Source organism: Bacillus sp. 103mf (assembly GCF_900116295.1).
GTDB classification, from domain to species: Bacteria; Bacillota; Bacilli; order Bacillales; family Bacillaceae_G; genus Bacillus_A; species Bacillus_A bruguierae.
This window is the reverse complement of the sequence record NZ_FPAF01000001.1, coordinates 607,808-631,105: the sequence shown is the minus strand read 5'-3', so window position 1 is coordinate 631,105 and position 23,298 is coordinate 607,808. Positions and strand designations below refer to the sequence as shown.

Here is a 23,298-nt window from a genome sequence, read left to right as displayed (position 1 = left end):
AGCAGGATCTGACCGTTTCTATGCGCGGCCAGATGCTCTCGTCCCCCTAAAAAGAAAGGAGTTTTTATGTCGGTTTTTTAACTAGTATATATAGAAGTACCTACAACAATTACTTTTTTTCTTTACGCAATAAAGGGCTTTGTAAAGATAATTCTCTTTGAGTATTTGTTAATAAGGAATCTATTTGTGATTTATGAGGGGGAGGAACGATATAATGCATAAGGTTTGTAGGAGAAGGATGGTGTTCGGAACCGTTTGGACACTCGGGATCTGCATTTGTAAGCTTGTCCTGTACACGTCGTGTGAATAAAATGTGACCAAGTTCGTGTGCAAGTGTGTACATGTTCCTCGAAGCTGAAGCGGCATTTGTTAATACAATGTAACCTTTAATTTGTGTGTGAATGGCTAAAGAATATGCGCAAGCGATAATGGATTGTTCTTGAAAATAATTACTGCCGATATAACAAATATAAATATCACATTGCGAGGCAAGTTCCCTGCACTCAGCAAATAAAGAAGTCAACTTTGGTTGTGATTTTAGCGAAGATACATAACTAATCTCACCATCATGAAAACGATATGGCTCATCTAGTACGTTGACATCCTTAATTTTAAATACGATAGGATGCCAAATATATTCAGCAATTGCAATATCTTTAGCAATACGTTCTTTATCAATATGAGATCCGGGAGTAATGCAAATACATATGTTAACATAAGGACGCATAGGAGGCACCTCAAATATAGTGAATTTTTCTGTCTGGATAAAAAGGAAATGAACTTAACGATTGAAAAAAGGGGGGATAAATGTTTTTAATGTATTTATATTATTTTTTTGTCGAACTAGGTAGGGAGAATATTCTTTATTTGATAAGAGTTGCGGAAGTATAGCATCCTCTTTATTTAGTAAACTGCTAAAATTTGTGATCATATGTGAGAACTGTTCATCAGTAATCATACCACTCGAGTGCCAATAACACATCATTGCATAAGCAAGGGAACTTGTATCGACGTTTACGTTCACATTAACATTAGAATTTCCGCTGTTTGAAATTTCGGAGCTATTTCGCCGCATGGTCAACCCTCCTTACAAAAATAGGCTACTTTTAGTAGCCTATTCATTTAAATTATTTTTGTTTTTGTTTTGGCTTTGGATTCGGCTTTGGTTTTGGTTTTTGTTTTGGCCTTGGCTTTGGTTTTTGTTTTGGCTTTGGATTTGGATTCGGCTTTGGTTTTGGAATTGGTTTTGTCCTTGGTTTTGGCCTTGGTTTTGGAATTGGTTTTGGCTTTGGTTTTGGAATTGGTTTTGGTTACTCTGCTGGGATGGAGTAGCATTATTTAATGCATTCGTTAAGAATGGAAGCAGGGCTGCTAATAGTTGGTTTGTAGCATCTGTATTCGATTGCCCTTGTCTCTGATTCTGTTCTACATCAGTAGGCTGCCGATTAGAAGAAGCTGTTTCAGAATCTATATCAGAGTCTACATTTAAATTTACGTGGGAGTTTCCACTATCTGAAATTTGAGCAACGTTATGATTGTGTGCATGTCTTTCTGTTACTTCGTCTGGGGGATAGGGCTGAGTATACTGGAGTCTTTTTCGATCGCGATCGTGATTACTATAAGACAAGAAAATCCTCTCCTTTAGTAGCTACATAAAATGTCTATACGATACTTTATGTAAAAAGAGAGAAAGTGTATGGACAAATGAACCATCACTTTGAGTTGTTTTTTATTTTGTTATAACGTGAGTTAATAATAATTTATTATATTTACATGAATTTGTGAAAAGTTTTAATACAAAAATAGGGGCATTTGTATTAGCAGCTGTATTTCAGATAAAGAATTTGTTCATTTTCTCTGAAACTTGAGGATGGGGCTTTACTATTCGTAAATAGCAGAATAAAAAAATGATGAAAAGAAGTCAGAAAATAGTCAAACTTCGACACGCTTATATATCCATTTTTTGTTATAGTAAAAAGAAAAGGGGGAAAAAACATGTATACACTTAAAATTGTTTCAGACCGTGAAGCTATTTATCAATTTGCGAGTTATGCTCAAGTTGTACAAGGGGTAGAAAATGTATATGTGGAAGTGGGTGAAACGTTGTATGAGCCCCCGCTCATGAAGTTTTATGTTCATGTCTCCGTCAAAGAAGGGTATGAACAAGGAAAAGCATTGCGGGAAATTGCACGTTTAGTAGAATTAGGACGTTTTACATATGTACATTACCGAGATGAAGAAATTGAAAGAGCATTTGAAGACGTAAAATACGAAAGTCATATAGGCTAGATAATGTAAGAGGAAGGGGCTAATGTGAGTTAGCCTCTTTTGTGTGAATAAAAATATTTTATATGTATCAAACAAATAAAGAAGGAATTTTGCTATTATAGGAGGGGAAAAGAAAGGGGAGTTACATAATGGGGTATATACAGGAGCTAAGGGAATTAGTTGGAACAAAACCACTTATAATAGTAGGATCAGCAATTATTGTTTTAAATGAAAAGAATGAAGTATTATTACAACTTCGTTCTGATACATATGATTGGGGATTGCCAGGGGGAGCAATGGAGTTAGGAGAAACAATTGAAGAAACAGCAGAGAGGGAATTAAGAGAGGAAACTAGTTTAAAAGCAGATTCCTTACAGTTTCTCGGTGTGCTCTCTGGTCAAGACTTATATTATCGTTATCCTCACGGAGACGAAATTTATAATGTAATCAATGTATTTCAAGCGCATCATGTGTATGGTGAAATGAAATGTGATGAAGAAGGATTGGATATTCAATATTTTCCGATTGATAAGTTGCCGAAATTGAATACAACAACAGAAAAAATTCTTCAAAAATTTTTATTAGCATTAACAGAATAGAAGGAGATAAGTATCTTTCTATTTTAATTTTATTAAATATTTTTATTTTTTAGTTACTTTCTAATATAATAGACATAGATATGCATCTTATGGTATTTCATCCGAATTTTACTAGGATACATAAGAGAGGAGAAAGTACACGATGCGTAATGTAGTCGTTACAGCGGCAGTTCGTTCACCGATTGGAACATTTGGAGGAGCTTTCAAAAATGTAAAACCAACTGAACTTATAGTTCCTGTATTGCAGGAAGCTGTAAAAAGAGGCGGTGTGTCGCCCCGTGAAGTAGATGAAGTGATTTTAGGTCACTGTATTCAGCGAACAGATGAGGCAAATACAGCAAGAACAGCAGCTCTTATGGCGGGATTTCCTGATACGGTTACTGGTTACACAATTCAGCGTCAATGCGCTTCAGGTATGCAGGCGCTAATTTCAGCCGCAATGCAAATTCAATTAGGTGTAAGTGATGTTGTTGTTGCAGGGGGAGTAGAAGCGATGAGCTCTAGTCCGTATTTATTAAAAGAGAACCGCTGGGGACAACGACTACAACATGGAGAAATTCGTGATATGGTGTGGGAAGTGCTAGAAGATCCAATCCATCATATTATGATGGGAGAAACTGCGGAAAATCTTGCGAAGCAATCTGAAATTTCTCGCGAAGAACAGGATGAAGTAGCGCTGTTAAGTCATCAACGTGCTCTTCATGCAATCGAAGCGGGTTATTTTGATGAACAAATTGTGCCGATTACGATAAAGGAACGTAGAAAAGAGGTTGTCGTTTCTAAAGATGAACATCCTCGTGCAGATATTACGTTAGAAAAACTTTCGGGTTTAAAGGCAGCTTTTCACAAGGGTGGCACAGTAACTGCTGGAAACGCATCAGGTATTAATGACGGAAGTGCAGCGTTAGTCTTAATGAGTGAAGAGAAAGCGAAAGAAAAGGGGCTGCAACCATTAGCGAGAATTGTTGGATACTCTGTAGCAGGCGTAGATCCTAAAATTATGGGGATTGGGCCAGTTCCAGCAATTCAAAAAGGACTGCAAAATGTAAATTGGTCGGTAAATGATGCCGATTTATTTGAAATTAATGAAGCATTTGCTGCACAATATTTAGCAGTAGAGAAAGAATTAGGCTTGGATCGTGAAAAAGTAAACGTAAACGGCAGTGGAATAGGTCTTGGTCATCCAATTGGATGTACAGGAGCACGTATTACAGTAAGCTTGATTCATGAATTAAGAAGACGAGGATTAGAAAAGGGTATTGCTTCTCTTTGCGTCGGTGGCGGTATGGGAGTAGCGTTATTTATAGAAGCATTATAATAACAAAACCAGCTAGTGTATCTACTAGCTGGTTTTGTTTATGAACGGAAGAGATGATGAAATAGTCTTTTGCGATCTTCAAAAAAGAGTTTCATCGTTTGATAATGTTCGGTTTCTTCTAACGTAATTTCTTGTATTTTCTCTTGATGTAAAGAGTACATAATCGCGTCTGGATATGCCATTAAAATCGGGGAATGTGTAGCTATAATAAATTGTGCATTTTGATTAATGAGCTCGTGCATACGAATTAACATGGAAAGTTGGCGCATTGGTGATAAGGCAGCTTCAGGCTCATCTAAAATATAGAGTCCGTTACCAGAAAAACGGTTCATAAATACAGAGAAAAATGATTCACCGTGGGACTGTTCGTGGAGGGAAGTACCCCCATAAGAGCGAATAGCATCAATTTCATCAATATAAGATGCAACATTATAAAAAGATTCCGCACGAAGAAAAAATCCATCTTTCGGTTTTTGTAAACCTTTTCTGAGTATGAGATATTCATGCAAGTCAGAATGAGAAGTGTTTGTCGAAAAACGAAAATTTTTTGTCCCTCCCTCTGGGTTGAATCCCCATGCAGTGGCAATTGCTTCTAATAATGTGGATTTTCCTGTCCCATTTTCTCCTATAATATAGGTAACCTTTGGATGAAAGGACAAAGATTGTAATGAATGAACAACAGGCAAGGAAAAGGGATATACAGAAAATGATGGGATTTTGTCTTTTTTTAATAAAATCGTTTGTAAAAAAGGTTGTTTCTCTAGCAATATAAGAACCTCACTTCAAAGTAGATTATATTTCTAAAGTAGCAGAAAAGCTAAGCGATAGACAACTTATGTAAATACAAGTTGAAAAACGGACATAAAAATCCCTTTTTTAGGAGAGAGAGGATCTAAGCATGCATAGCAGCGACTTATAGGTCAAAAAATTTAAATGGATATATAGAGTATAATAGTACATGCAATGATAGTTTCATAGTATGTACTGACAGGAGAAGGATTATGAAAATATGGAACGTATTTTGTATTTTATGTAGTTTTGTCATCATTTTAAGTGGTTGTACTCAGCAGGAAAAAGTGAAGCAACCGAGGAAGCAGGCCATTCCAGAAACAGATGAGTATGGCGGTATACAATTAACAAAAGTAGGACAAGAGATTAAAGAAAAAAACTGGGGTACTTTAACGTTAGAACAAATCAAACATGTAAATGAAACATTTACAGTTGGAACGATGAAAATCTATGTAGAAAATGTAAGAGTTATTACATTATCAAATATGGAATCTGAAACAAAAGAGACGTTGAAAATGTATACAAAATTAACTCCGGAAGAAGTACAACGCCGCTTAGGAGAGACACTGGAGCAAACAGAGGCAGAATTATATGCATCACTAAGTGGACAAGATATTGGTGATACTGCTAAATATCTTGAAATCACATATAAGGTTGAAAATGCAGGCGACAAAGAGATGCAGTTCTTTTCTATGAATGATGTAACTGTAAATGAAAAGCAACAATTTCATGTGCCAACGAAAAACTTCTTATATGCAGAAGATACGCTTGTTGGTACAAAAAGTGTAACGAGAGAGGATTATAGTTCTGGAGAAACAAGGGAAGGGTTAATCGGTCTTTTATTAAGTGATAATAATGAAAAAGTAAAAACGATTTCTTTTACAACAGATATACTTGCAATAGGAGACATACATGAAAAAATTGCAGAACCACAAACATTTACCATTTCACTATAATAGTGAAATGGTTTTTTCATTGTTATATAAATACAAATTTAAAAAATCGACATAAAAATCCTCTTTCTATTTAGGTGGGCGAGAGCATCTGGCTATGCATAGAAGCGGTCAGGGCTTTTTTTCTACCACATGCGTGATTAAACAAAGGGAACAAGTGAGTACAGGTCATGTTGTATTCAGCAGAGCTAGACAAAGATGTCGAAAAATTACAATGGATATATATAGTAGGATAGGAAATATGTCGTTTTATAGAGAATTTATATTTATATAGTGTTTAGTTTAGTAGGGAGATGAAAAAATGTATATTGTCAAAGCTAATGTAAATGATGCAAAAGCACTCGCACATGTTCATGTTGATAGTTGGAGAGAAACATATGAAGGGATTATGCCAAAAGAAGTGTTAGATAAAAAATCGTATGAGCAGCGAGAAGGACTATGGAGAAAAATATTACAAGAACAGCAATCGCATGTTTATGTTGCTAAAACAGTTGCCGGAAAAATAATCGGTTTTGCAGATGGTGGGAAAGAGCGAACAGGTAGTTATGAATATGAAGGAGAATTATATGCGATATATATTTTAAAAGAATACCAGCGTAATCAACTGGGGAAAAGATTGCTAAAAGCGGTAGCAGCGGATCTATATAAGAATGGCTATCAGTCTATGCTTGTTTGGGTAGTAGCAAATAATCCCTCTAAATATTTTTATGAAGCAGTACAAGGTTCTTTTATAGATGAGAAAAATATTGAAGAATTGCACGTAAAAGAAATTGCATACGGTTGGAAAGATATAAAAATTCTTCTTATATAATACAACTCCCCGCTCGTTTTATCATTTCATGAATATAATGAAGTGAATAGAGTGAAAGGAGAGACAATCCGTGAGAATGTTCACGGTTTTGGCTGGATTTATTATAGTCGCTTGCTTTCAAATAGGTTTATTATATATGTTACAACGAATTGAGCAAATATCTCCTATGTATCTTCTATGTGAATTTATATATATAGTAGTACTATTTGGATATGGAATGGGCAGTGCACATTATTTTTATAAACATAAGAAGTATATATTTATAGTCGTATTTATCTTTTTTTACATCTGGGGATATTATAGTTACAGCGATAGTGTTCAAGGCATTTTGCAACTGCATATTGTATCGATTCAACAGGCATTGCAATTATTATTTTGTATTATGTTTGGAGCTATTGTTTATGGAATGTTGTTTTATAAAGAAAATACGGAAAAAAAGGTCAAATGAAATATTTTCATTTGACCTTTTTTTAAGATTCTTGTTTTGCTTTCGTAAAGTAAGTTTTTACGTTCTGTAATTGCAGTTGTTCTGAGATGCGAAATTCTTGTTTTTGTTCGTCAAATTGTTTTTTTGTATAGGGACCAAACCGGCGGTTATTTTTTAAATCGATAATCCAATAATTCTCTTTTGCTTGATTGGTGAGAGAAGCATCAGGATTGTTAGGATCATCCGTTTGTTCCATTTGTTTTGCTAAAATATAAGCGTCATTCCAGGCAATTTCTACAATTTTTGCTGGGATATATTGAGAAGCATATAGGGCATCTGACTTTGGGAATAGTTCTAGTGCATCACCGCCAACGTTAATGAGTTCATATTCATCGCTAACGCTGTAATGAGATTGATTATAATTTGTTGCACAACTAGCTAGAAGTATGAAAGAGCAGAAAATGATGAATCGTTTCAAAATGAGCTCCTCCTTCAGAAATGTGACTGATACATATTGTACAGGAAAAGAGAGTAAAACACCAATTTATGAGTTGTTTACAACTGTTTTTAGACATGATACGATGAAACAGTTAATATAGGATAGAAAAAAGGAGTCGACACAACATGAAGCTGAAAATACATCGTCCAGCGATCGTTATGAATCGCATAGGGGCTGCAATTATCGATATGTTTTTCATTTCTGTTCTGTACGGTGCTGTTGTCTCAATTACAACAGGGAACTATAAAGCGATTTTGAATCGTTTTAATGTGAGTTCAGGAGATATTCGTTACGATCTTGGACTTGTATGTTTATTAATGGCGCTTTATTTTATCGTTCTACCATTTATTTGGAATGGATATACACCAGGGAAAAAATTTACACGTACAAAACTTGTATCACTTACAAATGAAAAGTTAACGTTAGGAATATTAACAATGAGGTTTATTGTATTGTTAATACCAAATATCTTATTTCTTGGAATCCCAGTAATATGTAATATATACATAATGCTGTTTAGAAGTGATAATAGCGGTTTTCATGATCTCATAGTAAAAACTAGAGTTATAAGTATTGTATAGAGAAAGAGAAGCAGTTGCTTCTCTTTTCTAATTATTGTAAAATTTCTTTTACGATAATAGTAAAGAGGAAATATTTCAATAAAATTTTTGTTAAGTCTAAATTTTTACAAAATTCGATACTTTTAATTGGTATAATAGAATTTGTATAGGACAGGCATCTCCTATATAGTACCCTCCATATTGGTGGCGCGTCACGGAAAGGCGCGCTTTTTTTATTTATAATAAAGAGTAATAATTTTATATTGGGGAGGAGCGAACTGATGGGAGGAAGTTTATTATTTTGGGGAACTCTTATTTTTGTCGGTCTAGCTTTTGATCCATATAATAGTAAGAAAAAAGAGAAAGTTCAAAAGTAAACGATTACATCTTATATATCGATCTTTTCCTGCTTGCAGATGTTTTGAAAAAAGGAGTATACTGTGACGGTAAGACTAACCAGAAGGGGTAATGACGATGAAGCTAGCAGGAAAAATTGTCGTTGTAACAGGTGGTGGCATCGGTATTGGCCGTAGCACGGCTCTTTTGTTGGCAGGGCGAGGTGCAAAAGTAATTGTGACAGATATTGATGAGGAAGGCGGACAAGCAACAGTCGAAGAAATTGTAGAATTAGGTGGAGATGCAATTTTTGTTACTCACGATATGAGTAAGCAAAGTGATTGGCGACACGTTTTAGAAGTTGCACTTGAAGTCTATAATAGGGTTGATATGTTGTTTAATAATGCTGGATTATATAAAATAGATCCGATTTTTTCTCATGAAAAAGAGAACGATTCCACTACACTTTGTATAAATGACGTCTGGATAAAAATAAAACAATTGACGTCATCTTTTATGAAGCAGCAAGAAGAAATGATGTTAACAGATTTACCGATTTCTGGTGTTATAGGAGCAAGGCAACAATCGTTTCAGACAGCAGAAGTAGTATTATAATGGAAAACCGTCCATGAATATGGACGGTTTCTTTGTATTTAGCGAATGCGGTTTTCGGTTTTTACATCAAAGAAGTGCGCTTTATTCATATCAAAAGCAAGCTGGATTTGATCACCATTTGTGAAAGTATGTCTCGCATCGACACGTGCTGAAAAATCTTGACCTCCAAGTTTCATATATAAAATAGATTCTGCGCCTAATAGTTCAGCAACATCGATTTTTGTTGTAAATGTTGTATCTTGTGAAGCTTCTAAAAATAAGAGTTCATCATGAATATCTTCTGGGCGAATTCCTAAAATAACTTCTTGATTGATGTAGCCTTGTTCGCTTAGTAGTTTCATTTTTCCTTCAGATACTTTAATTTTTATCTTATTGTCTATTACAAAGTGAGTCCCTGTTAATTGACCACGGAAAAAGTTCATTGCAGGAGAGCCAATAAATCCGCCAACGAAAATATTTTCTGGTGTTTCATATACTTCTTTTGGTGTTCCAATCTGCTGTATTTTCCCATCTTTCATAACAACAAGGCGCGATGCCATTGTCATAGCTTCTGTTTGGTCATGTGTCACATAAATAGTTGTTGTCCCAAGTTTTTGATGCAGCTTAGAAATCTCTGAGCGCATTGTTACACGTAATTTTGCATCAAGGTTTGATAATGGCTCGTCCATTAAGAAAACCTTTGCATCACGAACAATGGCACGTCCTAATGCAACACGTTGTCGTTGTCCTCCAGATAATGCTTTTGGTTTTCGATTTAAATATTCTTCTAGTCCTAAAACACGGGCTGCATCTTTCACGCGGCGATCAATTTCATCTTTTGTTATTTTACGAAGCTTTAAGCCAAATGCCATGTTATCATAAACACTCATATGCGGATAGAGTGCATAGTTTTGAAAGACCATTGCAATGTCGCGATCTTTTGGAGGAACATCATTCATTACCTTGCCATCAATTGAAAATTCACCTTTTGAAATATCTTCTAAACCAGCGACCATTCGTAATGTTGTTGATTTCCCGCATCCAGATGGACCAACGAATACGATAAACTCTTTATCTCGTATGTGTAAATTGAAATCTGTTACTGCTGTTACATTGTTATCATATATTTTGTAAATGTTTTCTAATTTTAGTTCTGCCATGACTTTTCCCCCTAGCAAAAAAAGTGTGCAAACGTTTTCTTTCGTTTTATTATAAATGAAGGCATGAAAAAAAGAAATATAAAAATTAAAACGTTTTCATGTTTTTTGAAAGCGTAGTTTAAATATTGTGTTCTTAGTATTAGCAGAGCGCTGGTTTTACAATTATTTGATAATAGGAAAGGTGTAAGTCTGTTTTCATTTTATTTAAAATCTGTTATCATTCACTAATGAAAACGTTTGCGCCTATTTGTAATTAAATAATGAAATGGGGTAGCACGATGAAGAAACAGTGGTGGAAAGAAAGTGTTGTATATCAAATTTATCCTCGCAGCTTTATGGATAGTAATGGTGATGGTATTGGTGATCTTCGCGGAATTATTTCAAAGCTTGATTATTTGCAAGAACTAGGCATTGATGTAATTTGGTTATCGCCAGTTTATGAATCTCCAAACGATGATAATGGTTATGATATTAGCGATTATCGTAAGATTATGAATGAGTTTGGGACGATGAATGATTGGGATGAATTGTTAGAAGAAATGCATAAACGTAATATGAAATTAATGATGGATTTAGTTGTCAATCATACTTCAGATGAACATCATTGGTTTGTTGAATCTCGGAAATCAAAGGATAATTCATATCGAGATTATTATATTTGGCGTAAAGGAAAAAGTGGAAAAGAGCCAAATAACTGGGGAGCTGCTTTTAGTGGATCTGCTTGGCAGTATGATGAAACAACAGATGAATATTATTTACATTTATTCTCAAAAAAGCAACCGGATTTAAACTGGGATAATGAACGTGTGCGTAAAGAGATTTATGAAATGATGGAATTTTGGCTTGAAAAAGGGATTGATGGTTTCCGTATGGATGTCATTAATTTTATTTCAAAAACAGAAGGGCTCCCAGCTGTTGATACCGAAGAAGAAGGATATGTATCAGGGCATCAATATTTTATGAATGGACCTAATATTCATACGTATTTACATGAAATGAATCAAGAAGTGCTGTCTAAATATGATATTATGACAGTTGGTGAAATGCCAGGTGCAACAACGGAAGAAGCTAAACTTTATACAGATGAAGAGCGCCGGGAATTACAGATGGTATTTCAGTTTGAACATATGGATTTAGATTCTGGAGAAAACGGTAAATGGGATGTGATACCATGCTCACTCCTTACGCTAAAGCAGAATTTAACAAAGTGGCAAAAAGCATTAGAACATATAGGATGGAATAGTTTGTATTGGAACAATCATGATCAGCCGCGCGTTGTCTCTCGCTTTGGTAACGATACAACTTATCGTATTTCGTCAGCGAAAATGTTAGCGACGGTACTTCATATGATGAAAGGCACTCCTTATATTTATCAAGGTGAAGAGATTGGAATGACAAATGTCAAATTTGCTTCAATCGATGAGTACCGTGATATTGAAACACTGAATATGTATCACGAAAAAGTGAATGAACGTGGTGAGAATCCAGAAATAGTAATGCAATCTATTTATGTGAAAGGCCGCGATAATGCTCGGACACCGATGCAATGGGAAGACAGCGAACATGCTGGGTTTACAACGGGTAAGCCGTGGCTTCAAGTAAATCCTAATTATAAAGACATCAATGCGTGGCAGGCATTACGTGATCCAAATTCAATTTTTTATCATTATAAGAAATTGATTGAGCTTCGTAAAAAGCATGAAATCATTGTGTATGGTACGTATGATTTAATTTTAGAAGATCATCCATCTATTTTTGCTTATGTAAGAACATGGAAAGATGAGAAATTAGTTGTGATTGCGAATTTTACTGAAGCTTCATGTGTATTTGAATTACCGAAAGAGATAACATATAGTAATTTAGAGTTATTAATCCACAATTATGATGTTCAGGATGAATCAATTGAAAATATTGTTCTACAACCGTATGAAGCACGGGTGTACAAATTGAAATAAGCAATATATAACTAGGTAATAGAGAGGCTTTGAGACAGGACACTCTTCTTTGGGATTGTGTAAAAAGAGGGTTATATTGGTACATAAAAACGACACGTGGCTTGTAAATGATGAGATACAACACATCTCAGTTTTTAGAAAATAGTTGCCGGACATGATAGAATCGCAGGGTGTTTGCTGCTTCGTCTTACGTGAAAAATGAGATCAAAAAAGCCTTGTATAGAAAACAAGGCTTTTTTGATTTACCATGTTAAAATTGAAAATCCGTATGGTGGAAGTGTAACTTGTAATGAGTTTGTATCGGCAGAAAACTCTTCTTTTGTATATAGATTTATAATTTTTTTGCCAGCGATATCATAAGGGATAGGAGCTGTAATTTTCTGGTTTGTTGCATTTAAAACAAAAAAGATTGTTTCGTCTTTGTATGTTTTTATATAAGAGATATAATCGTGTTTGCTATTTGTTTCAATCCATTGAAATGAACCATGTCCACTAAAGGCTTTATATTGTTTTCGCAGTGAAATTAATGTTTGTATATGCTTAAATAATACTTTATCTTGTTTATTTTCATCCCAAACCATACATTTTCGGCAATCAGGATCCATTCCACCATCCATACCGATTTCATCACCATAATAAATACATGGTGAACCAATGAAAGAAAGGTGGAATACGTATAGTAATTTCACTTTATCCTTATTTCCATTACAAGTTGTCAAAATCCTCGGTGTATCATGGCTATCTAATAGATGAAAGGCAGCTTCATTTACATTCATGGAATATGAATGTAAAGATGCTGTAATGTGTTCCATAAATTCACCAGCTTTAATCGTTTCATGTGCAAAGTAAGAAAGAAGGGCATTTGTAACAGGGTAACTCATAACAGCATCAAATTGGTCGCCCTGTAGCCATGGGAGTGCATCATGCCAAATTTCTCCTAAAATATATACTTCAGGATTAATTGCTTTTATTTCACTACGGAACTCTCTCCAAAAGCTATGATCCACTTCATTTGCAACATCAAGTCGCCAACCGTCAATGTGAAATTCTCGTACCCAATAACGTCCTACTTCTAGTAAGTATTCTTTTACGTCTGGATGAGTAGTATTTAGTTTTGGCATATGTGGTGTAAAAGCGAATGTATCATAATTAGGCAAAGGTGCTGTTGTAATTGGAAATTCATGAATATGAAACCAGTCTTTGTAAGGAGAGCATTCTCCTTTTTCAAGAACATCTTGAAATTTATCGAAAAAGTATCCGCAATGATTAAATACAGCATCTAGCATAATTTTTATACCACGTTGATGGCATGCTTCTACAAGCTTCTGAAATGTCTCCTTCGTCCCAAATTGAGGATCGATTTCCATATAATCAATTGTGTCATATTTATGATTAGAGTGCGCTGTAAAGATAGGGGTAAAGTAAATACCAGAAATACCAAGTTCCACAAGGTAATCAAGATGATTCATAATGCCAGCGAAGTCCCCGCCAAAAAAATTTGTTGCAGTTGGATTTGTGCTGCCCCAAGAAAGAGAGTTAGTTGGATTGTATGTATGATCTCCATTAGCAAATCTCTCTGGGAAAATTTGATACCACACTGCATCTTTTACCCATGAAGGGGCTGTAAAAACATCTTTTTCATGAATAAATGGGAAGCAAAAGTAATAGCCAACATCGTCGGTAGGTGCTTCGGAAAAGAAGCCTCTTTCGGTAAAAATGATAGATTCAGTACTGTTTTTTAGTTCGAACCCGTATCGTAAGCGCTTAAATTTCGGTTCAATTGATACAAACCAATAATCAAATAAATCTGTCGAACCACTCTTTTTCATTGATATTTTTGCTGTGAGCCATTTCCCATTTTGCCATTCATATGGATCACCATAAATGAAGGAAACTACATCTACATCGTTTTTTTTCGTACGCAGCCGAATGTGAAGTGTTTTTTGATCGTAAGCGTATGCGTAATTATCTTTTGGCCTATGGTATATAGCTTCTTTGAACATATAGAAAGTCCCCCTTGAATATTTTTATCAATAAAGATATGCTGCAAACGATTGCTTTTTAATATACTTTTAATATTGCTTATAAGAGTAGTACTCATTCCATATAAAGTCAATGGATGTAAAGAGTAACTTTATAAATTTTTAAAAAATAATATTGCAAAATTTATAAAAGAATGTATAATGATAGACAAATAGCGCAAACGTTTTCATAGATTGGAAAGTTGTTTGTGCTTCTATTAAACTATTATATGCAAACGTTTTCATTTTTGGTTATTATGTACATATTTTGGGAGGTAGTTAGGGATGAAGAAGAAAGCGCTATCATTGTTAACAGTTTCAGCTTTGACAATCGGAATGTTGTCCGCGTGTGGTCCGAAAGATTCAGGGAAAAAAGAAGCGAGCAAGGAGAAGAAAGATTATGATCTTCTTGTTTGGGAAGATCAGAAAAAAGGTGTTGCTTTAGATCCAGCCGTAAAAAGTTTTGAAAAGAAATATAATGTAAAAGTAAAAGTTGTAGAAGTTCAGATGACGAAACAAGAAGAAAAACTTCGACTGGACGGTCCGGCTGGTACAGGGCCAGATGTTGTAACATTGCCGCATGATCATATTGGGAATGCAGCAACAGAGGGGCTGCTTTCTGAAATAAAAGTAGATGATTCTGTTAAGAGCAAGTTTACTGATTTGTCACTAAAAGCACAAACATATGATGGGAAATTATACGGTTTACCAAAAGCTATTGAAACCCCGGTATTTATTTACAATAAAAAATTAATGCCAAAAGCGCCAGAAACGATGGATGAACTGTTTAATTTTTCAAAAGGGTTTACGAAGGACGGGAAATACGGATTTTTAGCATTAGGAGATAACTTCTATTTTGCGAATGCATTTATGGCTGGTATGGGTGGTTATGTATTTGGTGAGAAAGATGGTAAACCGAGCCCAGCAGATATTGGTTTAAACAATAGCGGTGCAGTACAAGGTGCAGAATATATTCAAAAATGGTATAAAGAAAACTTATTTCCAAAAGGTATTATCGGTGAGTCTGGCGGTTCAGCTGCAGATGGATTATTTAATGAAGGAAAAGCAGCATCTATTATGAACGGTCCATGGGCATTTCAAGCAATTGAAAAAGCAGGGATTGATTATGGCGTAGCACCAATGCCAAAATTACCAAATGGTCAACCGTTGAAAACATTTGTTGGTGTAAAAGGATGGCATGTAACAAGCTTTTCAAAAAATAAAGATTTAGCAGCAAAATTTGCTGAATGGGTAACAAATGAAGAAAATGCAAAAATTCGTTTTGAAAAAACAAAAGAAATTCCTCCAGTGAAATCAGTGATGGAAGACCCAATTATTAAAGATAGCGAAGTTGCAAAAGCGGTAGTAGCACAAGCGGAAAATAGTATTCCAATGCCGAATATTCCAGAAATGCAAGAAGTTTGGAAACCAGCGGGTGATGCGCTGCAATTAGTTGTAACAAACAAGCAAGATCCAAAAGCTGCACTTGATGGGGCTGTGAAACAAATTAAAGGAAACATTGAAGCAAATCATAGTAAGCAAAAATAATATAGAATTCGTGTCTTTTGTATACAAAAGACACGAATTCTCCTCCTTCCAAGGGGAAGAAAAAAAGGGGGAAGAACCATGCAGACATCCTTTGAACCAGCTCATGCAGGAAACGTTTCAAAACACCGAAAAACAGCGGCAACGTTGTCTATTATTCCGGGTATTGGTCAACTGTACAATAAACAATATGTAAAAGGTATTATTTTTTTAGTATTGACTTGTTCGTTTTTTGTAGCATTTGCTGACTTATTAAATATTGGGTTGTGGGGGATTGTAACGCTCGGTACAGAAGTTCCTCGTGATCACTCTATCTTTCTATTAGTAAAAGGGATTTTAGCGCTTATCGTTATTGTGTTTGGATTAAGCGTATATGCTTTTAATTTATATGATGCATATCAAAATGGGAAAAGGCGTGATGAAGGAATACCGTTACACTCTGTAAAAGAGCAGTATCATCATTTATTAGACCAAGGCTTTCCATATATGATGGTTTCGCCAGGATTTCTGTTATTAATCTTTGTTGTTGTACTTCCAATTATTTTCGTCATACTCATTGCATTTACAAACTATGATTTATATCATTCTCCTCCTGCAAAACTTGTAGATTGGGTTGGTTTTAAAAATTTTGTTGATATTTTCACATTACCAATGTGGCGAAGTACATTTGTAAGTGTATTTTCTTGGACAATCATTTGGACGTTTTTCGCAACGACATTGCAAGTAGCGCTTGGGATTTTCTTGGCAATTTTAGTGAATCAGCCAGGAATTAAAGGGAAAGCGATAATTCGTACCATTTTTATTTTACCTTGGGCTGTTCCAGCATTCGTATCGATCCTCGTATTTGCTGGGATGTTTAATGAATCATTTGGTGCCATTAACAATCAAGTGTTAGCTCTATTTGGAATTGAAAAAATTGCTTGGATGACAGACCCATTTTGGACGAAAGTTGCCTTAATTTCCATTCAAACATGGCTTGGTTTTCCTTTTATCTTTGCAATGACGACAGGTATACTGCAATCGATTCCAAGTGAATTGTATGAAGCTGCGACGGTAGATGGTGCGACAGCTTGGCAACAATTTCGTAAAATTACATTACCGCTCGTTTTATATGCGACTGCTCCTATTTTAATTACGCAATATACGTTCAACTTTAACAATTTCAGTATTATTTATCTGTTTAACGACGGTGGTCCAGCTGTATCGGGACAAAATGCAGGCGGAACAGATATTTTAATTTCTTGGATTTATAAGTTGACGATGACATCGTCTCAATATGGGAAAGCAGCAGCACTTACGATGATTTTATCGCTAATTGTTATTTCAGTTGCTTTATGGCAATTTAAAAGAACAAAATCATTCCAAGAAGAGGATATGATGTAAATGAACATAAAACGACAGAAGATATTACGTCTTTCATTAAGTTATTTTGTAATTTTCATGATGTGTGTAATTATTTTCTATCCATTATTATGGATTGTAGGATCATCATTTAACCCAGGAGATAGTCTCTCTGGATCAAGTATCATTCCTAAAAATGCAACGCTGGATCATTACAAAAAACTACTTGATCTCTCGCAAAGTAACTATGTACTTTGGTATAAAAATACGTTGAAAGTTAGTATTTTGACAATGATTTTCTCTGTATTGTCAATTAGTTTTACAGCATATGCATTTTCGAGATATCGTTTTGTCGGAAGAAAGAATGGGTTACTAACATTTTTAATTCTCCAAATGATCCCAAACTTTTCAGCGTTAATTGCATTGTATGTTTTAGCGCAGCTAACAGGATTAATGGATACACATATTGCGTTGATTTTAATTTATGTTGGCGGTGCAATTCCGATGAATACGTGGCTCATGAAAGGATACTTTGATACGATTCCAAAAGAATTAGACGAATCAGCTCGTATGGATGGGGCAGGACATTTTCGGATTTTTTGGCAAATTATTATGCCTTTAGCAAAACCAATTGTAGCGGTTGTAGCGTTATTTACTTTTATTGGTCCATTTACTGATTTTATTTTAGCGAGTATCATTTTACGTACACCAGAAAATTATACATTAGCTGTTGGATTATATGAAATGGTAGCGAAAAAATTCGGTAATGAATTTACAACATTTGCGGCAGGCTCGGTATTAATTGCGATACCAATTTCAATTTTGTTCTTATCTTTGCAAAAATATTTTATTTCTGGTTTAACAGCTGGAGGAACGAAGGGATAAATGGGACAGCATGTCTCATTTATCTTTTTTTATAGAAATATCGGTTTAGATGATATAAGAACAGGGTAATTATAAAAAAAATAGCATATAGTATAGGAAAATAATGCTCTATCCCTTACAATACATGGAGAGGGAGATTATAGACTGACATTGATAGAAATTTTTCGGGTGGAATAAAGTGGCTTTTTTATCAGTAAGAGGGCTTTATCCATCATCTGTTTTCTTTATTTTCTCTGAATCTTGAGGTGGAAAGTTTACTGCCCGTTAATGGGGAATGGAAATAGAAGTAATTTGTATAAATGATTTAAAGAAAAGAAGAGAGGAGGAACAAATTTATGACAGTTACAATTAAAGACGTGGCAAAAAAAGCAAATGTTGCTCCTTCTACGGTTTCACGTGTAATTGCTGATAATCCGAGCATTAGTGAGAAAACAAAGCGACGTGTTCGGAAAGTAATGGCTGAATTAGGCTATCACCCGAATTTAAATGCGCGAAGTCTTGCAAACCAAACAACAAAAACGATTGGACTCGTTATGCCGAGTTCTGCGAGTAAAGCCTTTCAAAATCCATTTTTTCCAGAAGTGATTCGAGGAATTAGCTCATTCGCACATGGAGAAGAATATTCATTGTATATGTCAACGGGAGAAACGGAAGAAGAGATTTTTAATGGTGTTGTGAAAATGGTACAAGGAAGACAAATAGGTGGTATTATTCTTTTATATTCCCGTATGAATGACCGTATTTTAGAATATTTACATGAACAGAATTTTCCATTTGTTCTTATTGGTAAGCCATATGAGCGAAAAGAAGATATTACATATATTGATAATGATAACTATGCGGCGGCACGAGAAGTAACGGAATATTTAATTTCACTTGGACATGACCGAATTGCTTTTATTGGTGGGGATTCAGATTTACTCGTTACGAAAGATCGCCTTGCTGGAATGACAGATGCATTAAAATTAGCTGATATTTCTCTGCCATCTGAGTATATTTTAAATCTTGGTTTTTTACGAGAAAGTGGTCAAGAAGCAGTAGAAAAACTTATGACACTTGGTGCACAGCCAACAGCTATTATTGCGACGGATGATTTAATAGGATTAGGTGTATTAAGTGCTTTATCAGAAAAGGGAATCTCCGTACCGAAAGATATTTCTATTGTTAGCTTTAATAACGTATTATTATCTGAAATTGCAAATCCACCATTAACAACGATAGATGTAAATATTTATCAACTAGGCTACGAAGCGGCTAGATACTTAGTTGACAAAGTTGAACATTGTGAAGTTTCACCAAAGTGTATTATTATTCCTCATAAATTGGTGAAACGTCAGACTTGTAGTGAAAATAAAAAAAACTAAGAGAAGGATTTCCTCTTAGTTTTTTTGTTGTATAAATGTTTCTAAACGGTCACAGCCTTCTTTCAGCATTTCCATGCTATAAGCATAAGAAATACGAATGAACCCTTCACCGTATTCAGAAAATGCCGATCCTGGAACAACTGCAAGTTTAGCTTCTTTCACAAGTTCCATTGCAAAATCAAAAGAAGAGGAAGAGAAATTACCGATATAAGGAAAGAGATAAAATGCTCCTGTTGGTTTTTCTACAGTTAATCCCATTTGTACAAGACGGTTGTATACATAATCAAGGCGTTTTTTGTATTGATGACGCATCATACGGGGAGCGTCCTTTGCTGCTGTTAGCGCTTCGATTGCCGCATATTGGGAAATTGAAGTTGCACATGTAACGTTATATTGATGAACTTTTAAAATTTGACTTGTTAAGAAGTTTGGGGCAAATAAAAAGCCGATGCGCCATCCTGTCATAGAATGAGATTTGGCTAAACCGTTAATGACAATTGTTTTGTTGCGCATTTCTGGGAAATTTGCAATAGATATATGTTTATCCTGATATACAAGTTCGCTGTAAATTTCATCGGAAAGAACAAAAATATCTTTATTCTTTAATACTGCCACAATTTCTTCAAGTTCTTCTTTAGATAATGTTACACCAGTTGGATTTGATGGATATGGTAGTACGACGCACCGGGTTTTGTCTGTAATGGCTTCTTCAAGTGCTTTTGCTGTTAAGCGAAAGTCAGTTTTACGAACATCTACAAAAACAGGTTTTGCACCGCACAGACGAATAATAGGTTCATACCCTGGATAGACAGGAGCTGGTAAAATTACTTCTGTTCCTTCTTCCAAAATTGTACGAAAGGCAATATCAATTGCTTCACTTGCTCCAATAGTGACAATTGTTTCATTCTCAGGAGAATATACTAAATCATAGCGTTCTTTAAAAAAATCACAAGCGGCTTGACGAAGCTGTAATAAGCCCGCATTATGTGTATAACTTGTAAAGTTTTCTACAATAGCTCGCTTAGCGGCTTCTTTTACTAAAGAAGGCGTTGGAAAGTCAGGTTGTCCAATTGTGAGTGAAATAAGATCATCATAATGTTGAATCATGTTAGAAAATTGACGAATTCCAGAAATTTGAATGTCCTTTACGCGAGGGTTAATAAATTGTTCCATTTTGTCTCCCTTTCTTCCGTTGCAAAATTTATTTTATTTTATCATATTTATCATATAATCGCTTTGAAAAGCTACAAATAAAAAAGGCCGCTAAAGCGACCTTTTGCTTAATAACCGTATTCCCAATCGATTTCGTCTTCACTCCAAAGAACAGAAGAAATTTTTCCTAAATGCACTACTGAGTTGTTTACAGAGCATGTACAATCATTTGTACCTGTTTGCCCTTGTAATTCTTCGTACACTGATTTCTCAATATCTTCTAATACAACAAGATTTTCCTCGTTTAAGACGAGCGCAGTTCCTGTCATTTTATCTTCCTCCAATCGATTTCTTATCCTGTATTTATTGTATATGGCATCAGGATAATTTGATACATGGTTTACAATCATTTCGAAAAGTTGTAACACTTGTGAATGAATCTTCACAAATTATTTACGGAAATGTTTGGAATAATCTAAAAAATTAAACAAATTTGTCAATAAAATGATATAATCATATCAAAATGAATATAGGTGATGAGGGGATGGGACTTATCCGCGACTTAATGATTCAAGTTGCTATCATTATTTTGCCGCTATTTTTGTATGAAGCAATTCGTTTAAATCGTTATCAAAGTATGAATCAAAAGCCCAATCGCTATTTTATTGTATTATTATCAACAATTACGCTTATTCTTTCGATGACGTATCCGATTTGTGTTTGGGAAACTTGTAATTATGATTTTCATCAAATTTCAATTATTAGTGCATTTTTGTATGGTGGCATAGTTGGTATCATTCCAGCTATAATTGCCATTTTATACGATGGATTTCTCAATGGTTTAAGTTGGTTGCGTGTACTAGAAGTTACTTTTATCTCTGTCATTCCTTTTTTATTGTCTAAAAAGTGGGGGACATTTTCGAGACATAAAAAAATGGTTTTATCTTTTATGTTGGCATCTGTTTATACTCTAATCTCTTTAGGATTTGAAATATTTGGTCTGTTATTTGGGAAGGGATTTGCACCAATGATATCTTATTTATATAGCGAATATATATTTGCTTCTTTCATTATGATAATGACGATGACCTTCCAAGTTTACTTAACAGAATATTTATATGAAAATGCAATGTTACGAACAGAAATGCAAAAATCTGAGAAATTAAATATTGTTAGCGAGTTAGCAGCGAGTGTAGCTCATGAAGTTCGTAATCCACTTACAGTTGTACGCGGATTTATTCAATTATTGGAAAGTACAGAAGATGTGAAAAATAAAGAATACATGCGTCTTGTTTTAGCTGAATTAGACCGGGCAGAACAAATTATCTCAGACTATTTAAATTTAGCAAGGCCGCAAATTGATAAGAAAGAACATATTTGTTTATCTGCACAACTTATTGAAATGACTACGTTAATGTCTTCATTTGCTGCAATGCGAGGTGTATATTTACAAGTTGAAATTGCAGAAAATTTATATACGATAGGTGACAAAACGAAATTAAAACAAGCGATTATGAATGTTGTGAAAAATGGGATTGAGGCAATTCAAGACAATAAAGGATATTTAAAAGTGACTGCATGGCAAAAAGATGAATCTATTGTTATTCGTGTTAAAGATAGCGGTGTTGGAATGACGAAAGAGCAGCTTGCGAGACTTGGACAACCATACTATTCATTGAAAGAAAAGGGAACAGGTCTTGGATTAATGGTTACATTTAGTATTTTGCAAGCTCATAGTGGTACACTTGTATATAAAAGTGAAATAGGACAAGGAACGGAAGCGATTATTACCTTACCAGATGCGATGCAAAACATTGTACATAAAGAGTAAAAGTTACCAAGGTACGGTAACTTTTATTTTTTATTTATTTATTTCTCCCGTTTTTTCAGATTTAAATCGAACGAATAAATTTTTAAACGATTTAAATAAACTTTGTTCTTGCGAAGCGGCAATTAATCGTTTTGTTTCTTGAATTTCTCGAATTACTTGCATGAGTTGTACATCACGATTACTTTCTTTATTATAAACTTGATTCATAAGTTTGTTCATTTTTTCTTCTTGTTTGGATTCACGCTTATACATATGGTTCATGAGTAGATCCATTTTTTCTTTTTGGAGCGCATCAGTTTCTGCGGCATGATCCACAAGACTTTGCAACATCTCTTCTTGGTTTACTTCTTTTACATATACTTGGTGAATTAATTCATTTAGCTTTTCATCTTTTAAACGATTCTGTGTAATAAGGGTTGAATTTTGATGAATAATGGCTTCGTTTAATTGGGCGAGCATATCTAATTTGTGCATGAATTCTTCAAATTTTTTGCTTTGTTCATTCGGTTGCAAGTCGTTATTTTCCTCTATAATAGCAGGAGACGCTGTTGGAGATTCTTCCCCTTTTAGTATAAATGCAATCGTTTCCATAATATCTTCTTCCAATGTAGCGGCTCGTTCGTGAATCATTTTTAATATTCGTAAATCATCCATTTTATACGAGCGAGATTGAGCTGTTTTATCAATAAAATAGCCATGTTGTTCTAAAAGTTGGCTATATTTGCGAATTACATTTTTGGGGATTCCCGTTTTATTTGTGACATCTTTCGTTTTATATGTTCCACTCATGACATTTCCTCCCTAAAAAGTATCATGTATATCAATTCCATTTCTTGTTTTGTACTTCCTTTGAAAAAAAATGTCGGAAGGTTGAAAGTTTTCTACACGAT

The 23,298-nt window shown here is 34.7% G+C and carries 24 protein-coding genes; 15 read left to right on the top strand and 9 right to left on the bottom strand.

Annotated features, from left to right (window positions below):
* Nucleotides 1-109: 109 nt before the first annotated feature.
* Entirely contained in the window at nt 110-727 is a 618-nt protein-coding gene (locus BM350_RS03095; RefSeq protein ID WP_090914181.1) for an ImmA/IrrE family metallo-endopeptidase, read from the bottom strand.
* 387 nt (nt 728-1,114) lie between these two features.
* Entirely contained in the window at nt 1,115-1,627 is a 513-nt protein-coding gene (locus tag BM350_RS26740) for a hypothetical protein (protein ID WP_170857641.1), read from the bottom strand.
* A 368-nt stretch (nt 1,628-1,995) separates the two neighbouring features.
* Between BM350_RS26740 and BM350_RS03080 the strand changes: the two genes are divergently transcribed.
* From BM350_RS03080 to BM350_RS03070, 3 genes are all read left to right on the top strand, one after another.
* A complete protein-coding gene (locus BM350_RS03080) occupies nt 1,996-2,289 on the top strand; it encodes a DUF3928 family protein (RefSeq protein ID WP_090914185.1) in 294 nt (97 codons plus the stop codon).
* Between the two features lie 128 nt (nt 2,290-2,417).
* The gene (locus tag BM350_RS03075; RefSeq protein WP_090914187.1) at nt 2,418-2,867 is read left to right on the top strand and encodes an NUDIX hydrolase; all 450 of its coding nucleotides are present in this window, start codon (nt 2,418-2,420) and stop codon (nt 2,865-2,867) included.
* A gap of 142 nt (nt 2,868-3,009) precedes the next feature.
* Nucleotides 3,010-4,185 carry an acetyl-CoA C-acetyltransferase gene (locus BM350_RS03070; protein WP_090914189.1) on the top strand — a complete coding sequence of 392 codons (1,176 nt, stop codon included), beginning with the start codon at nt 3,010-3,012 and terminating at the stop codon, nt 4,183-4,185.
* A gap of 38 nt (nt 4,186-4,223) precedes the next feature.
* Here the strand turns inward: BM350_RS03070 and BM350_RS03065 are convergent, their stop codons facing one another.
* A complete protein-coding gene (locus tag BM350_RS03065; RefSeq protein ID WP_090914191.1) occupies nt 4,224-4,952 on the bottom strand; it encodes an AAA family ATPase in 729 nt (242 codons plus the stop codon).
* A 234-nt stretch (nt 4,953-5,186) separates the two neighbouring features.
* Here BM350_RS03065 and BM350_RS03060 point away from each other — a divergent pair, with 234 nt between their 5' ends.
* The 3 genes from BM350_RS03060 to BM350_RS03050 all read left to right on the top strand — a co-directional run bounded on the left by BM350_RS03060 (nt 5,187) and on the right by BM350_RS03050 (nt 7,186).
* Complete coding sequence (locus BM350_RS03060) at nt 5,187-5,930, top strand: hypothetical protein (protein WP_090914193.1); 744 nt, start codon at nt 5,187-5,189, stop codon at nt 5,928-5,930.
* Nucleotides 5,931-6,228: 298 nt separating this feature from the next.
* Complete coding sequence (locus BM350_RS03055; protein ID WP_090914195.1) at nt 6,229-6,738, top strand: GNAT family N-acetyltransferase; 510 nt, start codon at nt 6,229-6,231, stop codon at nt 6,736-6,738.
* A gap of 70 nt (nt 6,739-6,808) precedes the next feature.
* Nucleotides 6,809-7,186: a hypothetical protein gene (locus BM350_RS03050; RefSeq protein WP_090914196.1), complete on the top strand. Its 378-nt coding sequence runs from the start codon at nt 6,809-6,811 to the stop codon at nt 7,184-7,186.
* A 22-nt stretch (nt 7,187-7,208) separates the two neighbouring features.
* Here BM350_RS03050 and BM350_RS03045 read toward each other — a convergent pair whose 3' ends face one another.
* Nucleotides 7,209-7,643: a DUF3997 domain-containing protein gene (locus BM350_RS03045; RefSeq protein WP_090914198.1), complete on the bottom strand. Its 435-nt coding sequence runs from the start codon at nt 7,641-7,643 to the stop codon at nt 7,209-7,211.
* Nucleotides 7,644-7,789: 146 nt separating this feature from the next.
* Between BM350_RS03045 and BM350_RS03040 the strand changes: the two genes are divergently transcribed.
* The 3 genes from BM350_RS03040 (at nt 7,790) to BM350_RS03030 (ending at nt 9,175) form a co-directional block, all read left to right on the top strand.
* Nucleotides 7,790-8,245, top strand: coding sequence for an RDD family protein (locus BM350_RS03040; protein WP_090914200.1), 456 nt, complete (start codon nt 7,790-7,792; stop codon nt 8,243-8,245).
* Nucleotides 8,246-8,502: 257 nt separating this feature from the next.
* Nucleotides 8,503-8,601: a flagellar motor protein gene (locus tag BM350_RS03035; RefSeq protein ID WP_090914473.1), complete on the top strand. Its 99-nt coding sequence runs from the start codon at nt 8,503-8,505 to the stop codon at nt 8,599-8,601.
* A 97-nt stretch (nt 8,602-8,698) separates the two neighbouring features.
* Nucleotides 8,699-9,175: an SDR family NAD(P)-dependent oxidoreductase gene (locus tag BM350_RS03030; protein ID WP_090914202.1), complete on the top strand. Its 477-nt coding sequence runs from the start codon at nt 8,699-8,701 to the stop codon at nt 9,173-9,175.
* Between the two features lie 38 nt (nt 9,176-9,213).
* Here the strand turns inward: BM350_RS03030 and ugpC are convergent, their stop codons facing one another.
* The gene (gene ugpC / locus BM350_RS03025) at nt 9,214-10,314 is read right to left on the bottom strand and encodes an ABC transporter ATP-binding protein (RefSeq protein ID WP_090914204.1); all 1,101 of its coding nucleotides are present in this window, start codon (nt 10,312-10,314) and stop codon (nt 9,214-9,216) included.
* Nucleotides 10,315-10,592: 278 nt separating this feature from the next.
* Here ugpC and BM350_RS03020 point away from each other — a divergent pair, with 278 nt between their 5' ends.
* Entirely contained in the window at nt 10,593-12,269 is a 1,677-nt protein-coding gene (locus BM350_RS03020; protein WP_090914205.1) for a glycoside hydrolase family 13 protein, read from the top strand.
* A gap of 242 nt (nt 12,270-12,511) precedes the next feature.
* Here the strand turns inward: BM350_RS03020 and BM350_RS03015 are convergent, their stop codons facing one another.
* Nucleotides 12,512-14,272: an alpha-glycosidase gene (locus BM350_RS03015; protein WP_090914207.1), complete on the bottom strand. Its 1,761-nt coding sequence runs from the start codon at nt 14,270-14,272 to the stop codon at nt 12,512-12,514.
* A 303-nt stretch (nt 14,273-14,575) separates the two neighbouring features.
* Between BM350_RS03015 and BM350_RS03010 the strand changes: the two genes are divergently transcribed.
* The 4 genes from BM350_RS03010 (at nt 14,576) to BM350_RS02995 (ending at nt 19,425) form a co-directional block, all read left to right on the top strand.
* On the top strand, nt 14,576-15,838 hold the full coding sequence (locus BM350_RS03010; protein WP_090914209.1) for a sugar ABC transporter substrate-binding protein: 1,263 nt from the start codon (nt 14,576-14,578) through the stop codon (nt 15,836-15,838).
* Between the two features lie 78 nt (nt 15,839-15,916).
* Nucleotides 15,917-17,218, top strand: a complete 1,302-nt coding sequence (locus BM350_RS03005; protein ID WP_090914211.1) for a carbohydrate ABC transporter permease — start codon at nt 15,917-15,919, stop codon at nt 17,216-17,218.
* Entirely contained in the window at nt 17,219-18,061 is an 843-nt protein-coding gene (malD, locus tag BM350_RS03000) for a maltosaccharide ABC transporter permease MalD (RefSeq protein ID WP_090914212.1), read from the top strand. It begins immediately after the preceding gene.
* A gap of 335 nt (nt 18,062-18,396) precedes the next feature.
* Nucleotides 18,397-19,425, top strand: coding sequence for a LacI family DNA-binding transcriptional regulator (locus tag BM350_RS02995; protein ID WP_090914214.1), 1,029 nt, complete (start codon nt 18,397-18,399; stop codon nt 19,423-19,425).
* Nucleotides 19,426-19,440: 15 nt separating this feature from the next.
* On the opposite strand, the gene BM350_RS02990 is transcribed toward BM350_RS02995, so the two are convergent.
* Together BM350_RS02990 and BM350_RS02985 are read right to left on the bottom strand one after the other, a co-directional pair.
* Nucleotides 19,441-20,598, bottom strand: coding sequence for an aminotransferase A (locus BM350_RS02990; protein WP_090914216.1), 1,158 nt, complete (start codon nt 20,596-20,598; stop codon nt 19,441-19,443).
* 107 nt (nt 20,599-20,705) lie between these two features.
* Nucleotides 20,706-20,906 (bottom strand): hypothetical protein, encoded by a 201-nt coding sequence (locus BM350_RS02985; protein ID WP_090914218.1) that lies wholly within the window; start codon nt 20,904-20,906, stop codon nt 20,706-20,708.
* A 215-nt stretch (nt 20,907-21,121) separates the two neighbouring features.
* Here BM350_RS02985 and BM350_RS02980 point away from each other — a divergent pair, with 215 nt between their 5' ends.
* On the top strand, nt 21,122-22,408 hold the full coding sequence (locus BM350_RS02980) for a sensor histidine kinase (protein WP_090914220.1): 1,287 nt from the start codon (nt 21,122-21,124) through the stop codon (nt 22,406-22,408).
* A 30-nt stretch (nt 22,409-22,438) separates the two neighbouring features.
* Here the strand turns inward: BM350_RS02980 and BM350_RS02975 are convergent, their stop codons facing one another.
* Nucleotides 22,439-23,197: a DUF3967 domain-containing protein gene (locus tag BM350_RS02975; protein WP_090914222.1), complete on the bottom strand. Its 759-nt coding sequence runs from the start codon at nt 23,195-23,197 to the stop codon at nt 22,439-22,441.
* Nucleotides 23,198-23,298 lie beyond the last annotated feature (101 nt).

What these genes read in the sequence shown, in the direction of transcription:
- BM350_RS03095 (WP_090914181.1), bottom strand. Translation starts at nt 727, where the DNA reads ATGCGTCCTTATGTTAACATATGTATTTGCATTACTCCCGGATCTCAT.
- BM350_RS03080 (WP_090914185.1), top strand. Translation starts at nt 1,996, where the DNA reads ATGTATACACTTAAAATTGTTTCAGACCGTGAAGCTATTTATCAATTT.
- BM350_RS03075 (WP_090914187.1), top strand. Translation starts at nt 2,418, where the DNA reads ATGGGGTATATACAGGAGCTAAGGGAATTAGTTGGAACAAAACCACTT.
- BM350_RS03070 (WP_090914189.1), top strand. Translation starts at nt 3,010, where the DNA reads ATGCGTAATGTAGTCGTTACAGCGGCAGTTCGTTCACCGATTGGAACA.
- BM350_RS03060 (WP_090914193.1), top strand. Translation starts at nt 5,187, where the DNA reads ATGAAAATATGGAACGTATTTTGTATTTTATGTAGTTTTGTCATCATT.
- BM350_RS03055 (WP_090914195.1), top strand. Translation starts at nt 6,229, where the DNA reads ATGTATATTGTCAAAGCTAATGTAAATGATGCAAAAGCACTCGCACAT.
- BM350_RS03040 (WP_090914200.1), top strand. Translation starts at nt 7,790, where the DNA reads ATGAAGCTGAAAATACATCGTCCAGCGATCGTTATGAATCGCATAGGG.
- BM350_RS03030 (WP_090914202.1), top strand. Translation starts at nt 8,699, where the DNA reads ATGAAGCTAGCAGGAAAAATTGTCGTTGTAACAGGTGGTGGCATCGGT.
- ugpC (WP_090914204.1), bottom strand. Translation starts at nt 10,314, where the DNA reads ATGGCAGAACTAAAATTAGAAAACATTTACAAAATATATGATAACAAT.
- BM350_RS03020 (WP_090914205.1), top strand. Translation starts at nt 10,593, where the DNA reads ATGAAGAAACAGTGGTGGAAAGAAAGTGTTGTATATCAAATTTATCCT.
- BM350_RS03015 (WP_090914207.1), bottom strand. Translation starts at nt 14,272, where the DNA reads ATGTTCAAAGAAGCTATATACCATAGGCCAAAAGATAATTACGCATAC.
- BM350_RS03010 (WP_090914209.1), top strand. Translation starts at nt 14,576, where the DNA reads ATGAAGAAGAAAGCGCTATCATTGTTAACAGTTTCAGCTTTGACAATC.
- BM350_RS03005 (WP_090914211.1), top strand. Translation starts at nt 15,917, where the DNA reads ATGCAGACATCCTTTGAACCAGCTCATGCAGGAAACGTTTCAAAACAC.
- malD (WP_090914212.1), top strand. Translation starts at nt 17,219, where the DNA reads ATGAACATAAAACGACAGAAGATATTACGTCTTTCATTAAGTTATTTT.
- BM350_RS02995 (WP_090914214.1), top strand. Translation starts at nt 18,397, where the DNA reads ATGACAGTTACAATTAAAGACGTGGCAAAAAAAGCAAATGTTGCTCCT.
- BM350_RS02990 (WP_090914216.1), bottom strand. Translation starts at nt 20,598, where the DNA reads ATGGAACAATTTATTAACCCTCGCGTAAAGGACATTCAAATTTCTGGA.
- BM350_RS02985 (WP_090914218.1), bottom strand. Translation starts at nt 20,906, where the DNA reads ATGACAGGAACTGCGCTCGTCTTAAACGAGGAAAATCTTGTTGTATTA.
- BM350_RS02980 (WP_090914220.1), top strand. Translation starts at nt 21,122, where the DNA reads ATGGGACTTATCCGCGACTTAATGATTCAAGTTGCTATCATTATTTTG.
- BM350_RS02975 (WP_090914222.1), bottom strand. Translation starts at nt 23,197, where the DNA reads ATGAGTGGAACATATAAAACGAAAGATGTCACAAATAAAACGGGAATC.